8 protein-coding genes are annotated in these 12,433 nt (G+C 49.3%); 5 read left to right on the forward strand and 3 right to left on the reverse strand.

The window, feature by feature from the left end; genetic code table 11:
- Positions 1 to 36 precede the first annotated feature (36 nt).
- Positions 37 to 3,441 carry a stalk domain-containing protein gene (locus NST47_RS36180; protein ID WP_341159422.1) on the reverse strand — a complete coding sequence of 1,135 codons (3,405 nt, stop codon included), beginning with the start codon at positions 3,439 to 3,441 and terminating at the stop codon, positions 37 to 39.
- A 204-nt stretch (positions 3,442 to 3,645) separates the two neighbouring features.
- Here NST47_RS36180 and NST47_RS36185 point away from each other — a divergent pair, with 204 nt between their 5' ends.
- The 4 genes from NST47_RS36185 (at position 3,646) to NST47_RS36200 (ending at position 7,831) form a co-directional block, all read left to right on the forward strand.
- A complete protein-coding gene (locus NST47_RS36185; protein ID WP_076230390.1) occupies positions 3,646 to 4,032 on the forward strand; it encodes a DUF4280 domain-containing protein in 387 nt (128 codons plus the stop codon).
- 78 nt (positions 4,033 to 4,110) lie between these two features.
- The gene (locus NST47_RS36190) at positions 4,111 to 5,886 is read left to right on the forward strand and encodes an MORN repeat-containing protein (RefSeq protein WP_341159423.1); all 1,776 of its coding nucleotides are present in this window, start codon (positions 4,111 to 4,113) and stop codon (positions 5,884 to 5,886) included.
- Between the two features lie 93 nt (positions 5,887 to 5,979).
- The gene (locus tag NST47_RS36195; protein ID WP_341159424.1) at positions 5,980 to 6,882 is read left to right on the forward strand and encodes a sugar phosphate isomerase/epimerase; all 903 of its coding nucleotides are present in this window, start codon (positions 5,980 to 5,982) and stop codon (positions 6,880 to 6,882) included.
- Positions 6,883 to 7,045: 163 nt separating this feature from the next.
- A complete protein-coding gene (locus tag NST47_RS36200) occupies positions 7,046 to 7,831 on the forward strand; it encodes a DUF3891 family protein (protein WP_341159425.1) in 786 nt (261 codons plus the stop codon).
- Here NST47_RS36200 and NST47_RS36205 read toward each other — a convergent pair whose 3' ends face one another.
- Positions 7,832 to 9,850: a LuxR C-terminal-related transcriptional regulator gene (locus NST47_RS36205; protein ID WP_341159426.1), complete on the reverse strand. Its 2,019-nt coding sequence runs from the start codon at positions 9,848 to 9,850 to the stop codon at positions 7,832 to 7,834.
- A gap of 307 nt (positions 9,851 to 10,157) precedes the next feature.
- Between NST47_RS36205 and NST47_RS36210 the strand changes: the two genes are divergently transcribed.
- Positions 10,158 to 10,580 (forward strand): GNAT family N-acetyltransferase, encoded by a 423-nt coding sequence (locus NST47_RS36210; protein WP_341159427.1) that lies wholly within the window; start codon positions 10,158 to 10,160, stop codon positions 10,578 to 10,580.
- 138 nt (positions 10,581 to 10,718) lie between these two features.
- Here the strand turns inward: NST47_RS36210 and NST47_RS36215 are convergent, their stop codons facing one another.
- Positions 10,719 to 12,386 (reverse strand): hypothetical protein, encoded by a 1,668-nt coding sequence (locus NST47_RS36215; protein WP_341159428.1) that lies wholly within the window; start codon positions 12,384 to 12,386, stop codon positions 10,719 to 10,721.
- Positions 12,387 to 12,433 lie beyond the last annotated feature (47 nt).

The following is a 12,433-nucleotide window of genomic DNA, read 5'->3' on the forward strand; positions in this document are numbered from 1 at the left end:
TCTTCATCGCCTCGATTTCGCAAGCCTTCGCTTGTCCTAATCGGCAGAAATCCGAATGGTTTTCGTACCGTCATCCCAATCTACCTGCATGCCCAACAGCTCCGCTACAAAGCGCAGCGGCACATAGGTTCTCCCCGCTATCATAACGGGCATGGTCTCCAGAGCAACAGCCTCTCCATCAACATAACCGACCGGATTATCTATGCTGCAAACTATCGTTGTGTTATCCAGACTGATCGTTACGGAATGCTGTTCAGCATCCCACATCACCATAGCTCCGAATGCTTCGGAAACAGGTCTTACTGGTAAAAATACCTTTTCATTCATTATAACAGGAGGAGCGGAAAAAGAGACTACTAAATTGGGCGAAATGACACTTTCTATCGGGAAAATCCGTGCATGTGCTCCCCAGGACTGTTCAATTTCCGCAGTGGCTGACGTAAGCTCCTGCATCTGTTCGGGCGTATATTTGGCAAGCTCAATTTGGCCAATCTGTGCAATCGTCTGTTTGCTTTCTGCTGCCAGCTGCTCCAGCAGAGCTGCCGGCAGCTGCGCCGTTGCCGACAAGTTCCCTTGCGCATCCTTCAGCAGCTCCGCAGATAGCCCGTTAATCGTATCCAGCTTGGCAAAGAGAGCTTCCTTCTGTACGGTCAGAAGCATCAGGTTTAAAGAGTGAATTGAGCCTTCAAGCTGCTCGACTTTGCCTGTGTCCTTCTGTCCTTGAGCCGCTTGCTGCGCTTCCTGCAGCTTGATAAGCGCATCCTGCAGTGCCTGCATAGTATCTGCGCTTCCGCTTTCCAATATGGCCAGCTTGCCAGCTGTATCCATGAGCGAAGTCAGCTGTGCGGCTGCAGCCCGGGCGTCACCCGAGGTTATGGCCTGCTTCACCAGTAGCTCCAGCTCTTCCTGACGGTGCGTTAGTGCAGCCTGCTGAGCCACGCTACCTGCACCCGCAGCAGTGCCTGCTCCTGCTCCGTTTCCGGTACCACCGGGTGCTGCTCCGCTGCTACCACCGGAAGAGCCTCCAGTTGCCCCACTGCCTGCCTCACTTCCCGAATTTCCAGTTGTACCTGCGGTTCCACCAGTGTTTGTACCCCCTGTGGTCCCTGTTCCTCCACTACCGCCATTCTGCAGGGTACCAGCGGCTGCAACGTCAGCTTCCAGCTGCTTGGCTAGCGCCTCCGGATTATTCAACAGCGCAACCTGCTTGAGCGCTTCCAGCTGATTTCCGCTTAACAAAGCCTGTATGAAGGCAGATTTTGCCTCGGATTCCTTCAGCTTTATAGAGAGCTCCAAGGTATCGGCAGCCTTATTCGCTGCAAGCGCCTTTTCCTTGTCCACCTTGAGCTGCTCCTGCTCCTTTTTCAAAGTTTCCAGCTCGACGTTCATCTGTGCTGCTGGAAGCAGTGGGGCCAGCTGTCCGTTAGGACTTACCTCAACCGTCAGCTTAAATGAAGCCAGCTTCTCCGACCCTATGACGGCGTCGCCCTTCGGATTTTCCAAGGCCTGCAAATTAATCATTTGATCGGCTGAAACCCATACGCCGCCTGTCAGCTCTGACTTTATCAATATCCCTTGTCCCGATTCGGCCATCGTCCCCTTGGCAGCCGTGTACAGCTCAGGCGTCAGCGCATCGAGGGCTATCCGAAACGTTCCGATCATCAGCGTAGTGCCCGCATCAGCAGGTGGTTCACCCTTCTTCGGTGCTGCGACAGCTCCGGTAACGGCAGGATTTGCTGCAAACTCACCAGGAGGGTCCAGCTTCAGTGTGCCCGCAGCTCCATAACCGGCGGGAATACTTTCAGCCACAATCTCCTTGTCCCTATATAAGATGACCCTTAAGCCCTCGGGCTCACCGAACAGCAGGCTGAGCTCGCTTACTGGCTTTTGAATCGGTTCTTTTTTGCCAATCTGTTTGCCACCCGCTGTAAATAACGCATAATCCGTCACATCCAGCTTCTTGTCGACTTTAATAGAGAACTCGCTAATCAATGTGCCAATCTTCGGCTGGAGGTTCCAGCTTCCTTCCTGAGCCTTCGATTCAGGGGCAGCGGGATTGATCTTCGCAAGTCCATCATCAATCTCACGGTATGGCAAAATCCCTTCCTTATATGTAGGCTCAACTGCACCACCTGTATCGACATTCAGCTTGCCCAGCGCCTGCTTGTAGCTGATCCAGCTATTCAGCACCGTCAGCTCAGCCTGATCCTTGGCATCCACCACCAATTGCAGCTCCTCTGCCTTCATAAAGCCCAGCTTGAACTTCTGCCCTGCTGCAGCAACATCAGCTGCCGCTTTATCCCGCTCCCTCAGGGTCTGCGCATAAGCCTCCTCCGCACCTTTGGCATCAAGGTAAGATTGACGAATGGATAATATCACATTTTTCAGACTGTCTTTTTCCTTCAGAACCGCTTTATTCTGATCCATCATCGAAATGGGCAGCGATTGGCGAATATCGTCAAAATAACGAATGCCATCATACTCTCCCTGCAGCAGCACCTTCGGAATCGGGAAAATAGCAAGCCACATAAAGCCCTCCCAATCCTGCTGAATACCCGCAAGCGTAGCATCATAGCCAGCCATGAACAGGTCATAATCAATGTCCTTGGCCTTGTACATGCTTTCAATCACCCGCATGCGGGCTTCGCCGAACTTGGAGGCATACAGCTTGCGAGACACATCCACCTTCATGTCCGCGAGTCTGCGGTCCTCACGATCCTGAAGCAAGGGCAGGTTCGTCTTTTGAGCATTGGCGCTGTATTTTTCCAGCATGGCTTGGTTCAGATCACCGTAATCCTGTATGTAGGACAGCTTGACGCCATCCTGCAGATCCATTCCCACCTTGTCCCCAAGTGCCAGCAGACTCGATTTGTACGAAAGCTGTGCCAGCTTCAAGCCTGATGCCGCTTGCTCCAAGCTCTTCTCGGCTTGATCACGGGCCGCCTGATCGGCTAATCCGAATTTCTGCTTGTTTCTCACGCCCTCCAGCTGGCTCTTGGCCGTATCCAGCTTTTTACGTGCCGCATTTTCTGCCAGCAGTCCCTGAAGAGCGTTCCCATACAGCTTTTCCATCTCATATTGCACAGACAAAGTCTTGCTTCGCAGTGCCTCATTAGCAATCAACTGCTGCTTACGTGCTTCTGGAACTTTTAAACGAATTTGCAGGTCCTTGCTCAAATTTCGCGGCTTGGCGAATAAACTCGAATCCTTGGCTTCCTCGCTTTGCACCGCATACTGTGCCTGTACCAGTTCTGCATTCTTTTTGGTTATGTCTGACTTGGCGTCCCGAATTTCCTGACTGTTCTTAATGCCCAGTTGGATGGCCTCTTGTAATGGCAAATCCTTGATCTGATCCCCAGGAGCAGCGAACACTGTTAACATGAGTCCTTGATTCAACAAAAGGAGCAGTACGAGACAAGCTCCAACACGTTGCACAGACACCAATTCAAACCCCTCCGACGTTAAATAACATTACATTCATAGTACATCAACTCCAGCAATCTCGCATCTTATTTATCGACAATTCTTGCTGCAGTTCTTAGCAGGAAAAGGAATTTATTGCTGCTTTCCGCTTTATTTAGTACTATGAAACTATAGATTCACAGCTCGTGTACGCGCTAATATGAGGATAAGGTGGTAGATTCGATGGGTATACTCGTCTGCGGAGGCGCAATGCTGCAATGCAGCTTTGGTGCTGCTCCAGGCACCTTGAACGTGCTCCCTGCCAATCTGGTAATGACCTCCATGCCCATTGCCAATATTATGGATAACAAGCCGATGCTGAACATCATGCCTTTTGGTATGTGCAACTCTCCAGCTAACCCCACAGTCGCCGCTGCAACTGCAGCCGCTTTTGGCGTATTAACCCCTATGCCCTGCGTTCCTGTTACAGCGGCACCTTGGGCGCCAGGCGCTCCAACCGTACTGGTGGCCAACATGCCCGCCCTCAACAACAGCTCCAAATGCATGTGCAATTGGGGTGGCGTCATTCAAGTAGTCAATCCCGGACAAGCAACCATTCAAGTGCCATAAGCAAGCGTCAGACAGGAAAAGATACGGTTTACAGCCTTCGTGATGGCATGTGGGCGATCCTGCAATAGGAGTGAGAACGTGAATGCATTCGTGAAAACCATGGATACGATCTTCAGGCCGGTTGTATCCCCTATATTTACCAAGATGTTGAAGCCCATGTTTAAATTTAGAGCATTCACCATGGCTCTTATCAAAAAATTCCAGGCTTTCCTGAAGACCATGCTGGGAACCAAGGAATCCTCTCTCAGCAACTATGTGCCAATCGGGTACTACTATGTGTCCAAGCGTCTGCTGCTGATCTGTTTTCTCATCATTTTGCTGCTTTCCTACTTTATATTTATTCGTCCCCCCGTTTTTGTAAATAAGTGGTTTAATCGACCGACCGTTTTGCAGGAAAATACGCCTAAAACCTCTGCGTTCTCGGGAAAAGCCAAGGTTGTCGATGAACAGCAGGGTGCTCGATACGAAGGCGAGCTTGTTGACGGGCTGTATGCAGGGACCGGTAAACTCTACGGCAAACAAGGTGTGCTGCTCTACGAGGGAGCTTTTGACAAAGGACAAAGAAGTGGCGCAGGCACCTTGAACGATGATCAGGGCAGACTGCTTTACAAAGGGCTATTTGTCGCTGACGCTTACAATGGACTTGGCACTCTCTATACCCCGGATCAAAAGGTGCGCTACATCGGTGAATTCCAAAATGGTCAATACGGCGGTGCGGGCAAGCTGTTCTATCCAAACGGCGGCATCCAATATGATGGTGCGTTCCACGCAGGGAAATACAGTGGTGCAGGCAAGCTGTTCGATGCAACCGGGATTTTGCTGTACGAGGGAGATTTTGCTGGAAACGAGTTCAACGGCGCAGGGAAGCTATTCAACAGCAAAGGCATTATGCTCTATGATGGAGCCTTCCAAAACGGCAAGTTTTCGGGAGAAGGCAGTGAATTCCATGAAAACGGGATGCTTAAATACAAAGGCGCCTTTACGGCGGGCTCTTATAACGGAGAAGGTGTCGCCACAAGCGATAAAGGCCTCGTTACGTATAAAGGCGGCTTTATCAATAACGTATACCATGGTGTAGGCGAAGTGATGGATGAGGCAGGCAGAACCCTGTACAAGGGTGATTTCAAAAACGGTATGTACGATGGTATCGGGACCTTATTCGATGCGGACGGATCCCCTGTGCTGAAATCATTCTTCGTAAGCGGTAACGTGAACCTGCAGGGCTATATCGGCCTTTCGAGTAAAAAGCTTGAGGATATACTCGGTAAGCCAGCTGAGGTCACCCTGCTCGGTATGCCTGATCCGCTGGCCGCCTTAAACGATGCCAATGCAGGAGCCGCTGGAGGTACTGCAGGGGCAGGTGGAACAGCAGTAACTGGCGGGGCTAACCAAGGTGCAACTGGGGCGGCTGGTAATACCGCAAGAACAACCTTGCCTGGTATAGGCACAGATGGCACAGCGGGTGTGAACGGAATTACTGCCGACAATGCGACTAACGGCGGTACTGCCGCCGCAGCGAGCGATACTATCGAGCTGAAGCTGGGCTATCCGAATTATCAGATGACCTTTATTGTCAGTGCATCTCCTGCCAACCCCAAGGAGGCTACTGTTACCTCGTTCACCTTATGGGGAAGCAAGCCGCTGGCTCTTATCGTTCCTGCTGTAGAAACCTTTACCGACCCCAAGCAGCCGAATGCGCTGGGCTACCGGATTCTGGAGCTCAAGCGGGCTGACCAACCGGGAAGCTATACCAATAGCTATTATAAGGATGATTATCTGCTTACTTTCACTCACCGCGCAACTGGCAATACCGCTACCCAGCTTGAAATTATACCGACAAAGCCGGCGAATTAACTCGTATCCAGCAGCTAGAGGATGTCCCCTAAGGTCAACAAGACCTTACGTGACATCCCTTTTTTTCTTAAATTGCCAAGAAGGAGCTCTCCGATGAACACATTTATGATAGGCCAATATGGCGGCTTTGATTTCACCAAATTTCATCGCGACTTTCGCAATAATTTTTACGGCATTGAGGCTTGCCTGTTTGAGCAGGAGCAGGATATGTTAAATCTGATTCACGAGTCCAGACGAGGAGGCTTCCAGGTTGGTATTCATTTCCCGCTGCGCGCCGGTGCGTATCCGTTAAGGGATGCTTTATTTTTATCGCAGGATGATGCCGCCCGCCAACAAGCCTTTGCATCGGTAGAAGAAGAATTGGAGTATGCAACTGCTGTCCACCCAGACTATATCTTGTTTCATTATCCCAAGCCTGTAATTTTGGACGATCGTGTAGATTGGACGCTTTGGTATTTTGAGGATAGACGGGAATATGTGTATGAGAGTGAGTTGTCATTCGAAGAATTTCAGGAAAAGAGTGACTATTTATTTGAATGGCTGTCTGCAAAAGGCAAAGCTTATGCGTTCATTCCTGTACTGGAATTGGACGCTTTGAATCCCTATATTTACGAAACGGATTTTCTGGAATCCTTATTGCGGCGTTACCCGAACATTCGATTATGCCTGGATACGAGCAGGCTGTATCTGCAGGAGTGCATTGATCCAAACTTCAACTCAAGAGCCATTATTCGCAGGTATGCCCCATACGCACATCTCCTGCATTTATCCAATATTAAAGTAACGGATCGTATCGAGCACAAGAAATTCCCGGTATTGCCTGATCTAAGCCCGGATGACGGCTGGGCACCGATCGAGGACTATTTACTTATCATCAAAGAAAAGAACCCGACCATCAAAATCATGTTCGAGCATCGCTCCCAACTCATTAGTGATGAACAATTGGAAGCTTGCTATCAATGGGTAGCTCAGATTTTAACAACCGATTCCTTATAGACTCCCAGTATGGTCAGATCCAAAGTCATTCAATAGGCGACATTAGGGTTCATCTATGCCAGCATCTGCAGCCATAATCATATACGTTCGTATACTACAGCCACTCTACCCTGCGTGCTATAGTTTGAATAACGTAAGGCATAAAGAAGAGAGGATGTACAGGATGATTGTATACAGTACAGAACATCATTTTGTCATGGTGAAGCAGTACGACCATAGCAGACTGGCCGGGGAGCTTGCAAAGCTTCTTCATATGAATGTGATTGGCAGCCGTACAAGGCTTGAGGATTTTCAGCTTGCAGTCATGGAGCATGATCGTGGATGGATCGATCTTGATGAAGTGCCATTATGGAATGATATTCGCCACAAGCCATACGGAGTCGAGGATTTGCCGTTGCTGCTGCGGCTTCCCTTTTATCACCGTGGTCTACAGGAGATTGGGGAATTGAGTGAATATGCAGCTTTGCTCGTCGGCTTACATTACACGAGCTTTCAATCCGGGGCTCTTGCCTATATGGTAGGCGGTTTTCATGAACGGGCGATGCCGCACATGGAACGTCTTAAGCAAGAGCAGCTGCAAATGACAAAAAAGCTCGGGCTACTCAACCATGATGGCGCCCAGCTTCTGGAGCATCACTTGAATCTGCTCCAGCTATGCGACGAGCTTTCACTATATTTATGCGCGCAGGACCCTGGAACCTCCAAGAACAAGGAATTGCTGCCGTACAAAGAAGGCTTTCATCTTAAATCATCTTTTCTGGATGGCTCTGCTCTTGTTCCCGAATGGATCAGCCCAGATCAACTGCAGCTTACACCCTTTCCACTCCAGAAGCAGCAGACCTTGTCTTATCCCGCAAAGATCATCGCAAAAACCCGGATACACGAAATCGGCCTGGTCCCTGCTTATACGGAAACAGCAGCTACGGTTAGAACGTTCACGATCTGCTGATCAAAATGCGGCTTGTTCCATCAACAGCTTGATGAGCTGTCCCCGTCTATTCACCCCAACCTTCTCATAAATGTGGGAGACGTGCTTCTTGACCGTAATTTCACTGACATATAAGCGTTGGGAGATTTCTTTGTTCGTAAGCCCTTCAATAATGTAACGGGCGATCTCCCGCTCCCGGTCAGTTAATACAAATTCCGATGCAGCTATTGAAATGCCTGCCATTTTGGCCATTCCGAGCAAATACGATTGAAAATGCTCCTCACGCAGGTCAAGCATATAGGTGAGAGCAGGCGTATCCTCGCCATAATCATAATGAACAGCAGCTTCAACTTCACGAAATCCGAGTCCCAGCAGCAGCTTCTGATAAAAAGGCAGGGAAGTGGACGTCAACAGCAAATTACCGTACTGCAGGTAGCCAAGGAAATGGTCCATCAGCTCTGAACGCGCAGCACTGTCGTCAGCCTGCTCCACATCCAGCACACGAAGAAACCAGCCTGCCTGTGTATGGCCCGGAACGGCCAGCGCCATTTTCTCAGACTCGGATAGTGCATTGAAATAGGAACGAGAGACAGGCTGCTCTGCCATATAGGTTAGCGTCAATCGGTTGATCGGTATCGCTGCAGCCAAACCGATCATCGAGCCGGAACGATTTTTCAACAGCTTGATAGAATCCAGCCCCATTGCCAGCCAATCCTCCGGTCGTACAAGCTCAGCACGCTTTTCGTCCTGTTGAGCTGGCAAGTGCAGGCTGTAGGTGTGCTCATTCTGAACATCTGGGTAGTGTGCCTGCTTCATCTTCGCGTTCAGCCTCCGCTTTTCCACATAACGTTCAACCTCGGCAAAATTATGTCTATCCATCGTTTCCAGCCGATTATCCGACCTCTCGTCGGTATAGGGCAGAACAGATCTGACCATTGAATTTGCTACACAGCCAATGAAGTCACGGGTAGCCGCTGCTGCTTGCAAGGGCCCTGCACCTTTTTGAAGTAGGTTTACCCAATAATTGGCGCACCTCGCTAAGCTGAGCCGATACTCATTGGGCTTGTTCCTTTTGAACTGGCAATGAATAGCCTCCCTCACTTGTGCCTGCATCGCCCAGCCCCGTACATTAGCTTTGACAAAAGAAATTCGGGTAATAGCAGCAAATTCGTCATCCGAAATCGTAGAACCTCGCAATACACCCAACAGCTCCTGATTAAAGCTTCTTGGAATCGATCCGTACTCTAACAAACTGCGAATTTCGGCTCCGACCGTCTCTTTGAACCAACGATCCACCAATTCAGAGATCAGATTAGCGACAGGCCATTGAAACGGAGTCTGGCTGTACAGCAGAGGAATCATTAATGATACATACAGTGGATGTCCATCCGTTGCCATCCAAACACGCTCGATGTCGGAGGTATCACCAATACCATGCTTCTCGAGATAGTTCAGGGCCTCAAGCTTATTAAAGTTGCGAAGCGGGATCTGTACCAAGCACTGTCTCCACGCTGGAGAAGACACCCAGGAGCCATCAAGTGGAGCACGACCAGCGATAACTACCTGGACATTACGATGCAAACCGCGAAAGAACGTATCACGCAGCCACGTATCCAGTCCATGAATACACTCGTACTCATCAAGGAACAGAATCATGCGCTGCTTTTCCGCAAGTTTGTTCACTACGCCAAAACAAGCCTGCAGGGATGGTATGGCAGCATGCATGTCCGCTGCAGCAGATGTATTCCCTACCTGCAGTTGGATTGCTTCCATAATGCTTGTCATAAAAGCTTCTGGTGTATGCTGAATCGCCTGCGTATCCAGCCAGCAGACCCTATGTCCGGCAGTTTGGGCACAGCGTCTCAGCTCACGCAGCAGGTAGCTTTTGCCGACGCCGCCAGTACCGTACACATTGAAAATAAACTTTGGGCGATCCTTTTCCTTCATGAACAAGTCAAAACGGTCTAGTTCCTCCATACGTCCAACAAAAAATTGCCGCTCAACCCGCTCCAGCGTATCGCCAACAGCATGCTTTTCCATGAAGCACCTCCTTAACATGAAGAAAACGACCCCCAGCATAGGTCGTCAACTAGCTCGGCTTCGTTATTCAAAGCCAAAACATACGCATTATTTTACATATAAGATGGATTTTTGTTAAAAGGAATTTCAAACGTTAGTATGGAATCAGTAATTATGGAATCTATGAGGAGATTCATACGTCTTCCTACTCAATAGATTACCATTTCAACCTTGCTCTTGGTAGTATACGAACGTATATACTTCCATGCCGCTTAGAAAACAGATTCATAGACTCACCATAACATTTATTTACGAGGAGTGTTGCAAATTGGAAGTAACCTTCAACACGTATACAATCAGCGATGACAAAACAAAGCTGGATATCGACATCATCGGTGGATTTTTGTCCAGAAGCTATTGGGCCAACGAACGTCCGATTGAGAAAACACAAAAAGCCATCGAACATTCGCTTTGTTATGGTGTCTATGATCAGAATCGGCAGATTGGCTTTGCAAGAGTCATTACGGACGGAGCTACAATGTATTATTTGTGTGATGTGTTCATTGATGAACAGTATCGCGGTCAAGGAATCGGTAAAAAATTGGTTGAGACGATTATTAACTCCGAAGCCTTGCAAGGAATCAATGGGTTGCTCGGAACCAAAGACGCCCACTCTTTGTATGAATCGTATGGGTTTAATCGTGTTGCTGACCGATTTATGAGACGTGCAGCGGTTGCCGAGCCAAGATAGAAAAGTCGGCCTTTCCCCTTACGGAAGGCCGACCTTTACCTACATAACTTGTCATCTGCTAGAAGTCCGGTGAATAAGTCTCGCTGCGCTCGTTCTTCACCGGACTTCTAGCGGTAAGCACTTTATAGATTTAATTTCTTAAGCTTGCTCTTCCCTTCCGCTAGCCGCTTCCAACGAAGAAATATCGACGGTATCGTCGCTGCCCGCTCCGCTTTCAGTCGCCTTTTTGAAGGCCCACCAACGGATATTGATTTGCGTCGCCTCCGTAGGCTGCTGCAGCCTCACACCGATGCGGAACGTACCCTTTTGCGGATATAACACGGTTCCGATCTTGACGTCTGGACCGCTCGTCTCATGCTCGCTGCCTTTGAATACATCTGTTGAGCCAGAGTACAAGCGTTCACTGCTGCTCAAAATGTCGGAAATATAGTCTTCATTGGTTTCCTCAATCCCTGTATAAATGAACAGGCTGCCTTGGCCAAGACCATGCTCGATCTCGGCGGATACATAGCTTTTGCCCCCACGGCCAAAGGGTGAAGCCGCGAATTTATTCAAGGAAGCTATCGGTATTTCAACGACACCTGTCCGTACCTGATCGCCGGATTGTACTTCAGGAAGCCCCAGATCAAAGTTAAGCTCACCTTTGTCCTTGTTGAAGGTAACGTTAAGCTCAGGCTCCTGGCTGCCCGCTATTTTTCTGAGACTCGATTTGGCTGTTATCGAACTGCTGATCGGCGTTGCCTGTACAGAGCTATCCTTGCCTTTCAGCTTATGCAGGGCAGAGGCGTTGTACACGTATTCGTTGAATGGAACCTGATCGACTTTTTCAATCATATAGGTCGGACCCATTTGCAGTAGACTAATTCGGGCCAGGTAAATGCAGGGGTCGGAAGGTGAGTCCAGGGAGTCCTCCAGCGAACGGTTCACAAAATCATCTACCCACTGCTTATCAACGGCCCCAGCCACTATCATCACTTCATTGGCTCTAGCTGAGGACAGGCTGACCTGCTTATCGCCTATTCGCAGAACTGCATGATCCTGTCTAATCCCGACAGTCGCCTTGCCTCGCGATGAGCTGTCTGCACGCAGCTTTACCGTTACCTCATATTCGGTTTCCTGCCGCTCCTGGGGTTCATTGAACACGACTTTAGCGTCATGCTCAGCCTGCAGCTGATGTCCAATCAATTCGAAATCAAAGGATATTTTGGCTGCCTGCAGCGTCTTTTCGATAACAAAGGTCACATCAAACAGCTGTCCCGGATTCACATAACGTGGTGTTCGCTGCAGTATACGAATGTGTCCATCCTGATACAGTACACGGGTCTGCTCCATGATGCTCTCGATAGGGAATACAGAAGGGTCGGGGGCTTCCTCGCGTATAAACAGCTTATAGCTTTCCAGCATACGATTATATTCGCTAATTTCATCGGATCGAACAGCTGCATTCGCTACCGAATGAACCGGTTCCTTGCCCTTCTCATCGTAGGCCAGACACAGATACACATTTTTGGCGTACTCGTTGTTCGAGAATCCCTGCATCATCGACAGCTTAAGTGTCACCGGAGAAGGAATGATAATTTCCCGGCCGAGCGCATCAATAGCGGCTCCCATTTCCACAGAGACTGATTTATCATCCACGGCGATGACCTGCAAGCCTGTAATCACGCCCGTACCGTGCAGCAGTCGATTCATCAAACGCCGCTTGTCATTAAAATATTTCTGCTCCGATTCAAAGTCACGAACGGTCAACAGCTTCCCATAAAAATAGCGATTGCGCTCAAACGGATAATAACGTGTCTTTTTCATCCCACAATCCCCTCGCCTTCCCCTATTTTGATTCATATTCACAGATG

The organism is Paenibacillus sp. FSL H8-0034, from assembly GCF_038000305.1.
Lineage (GTDB): Bacteria > Bacillota > Bacilli > Paenibacillales > NBRC-103111 > Paenibacillus_S.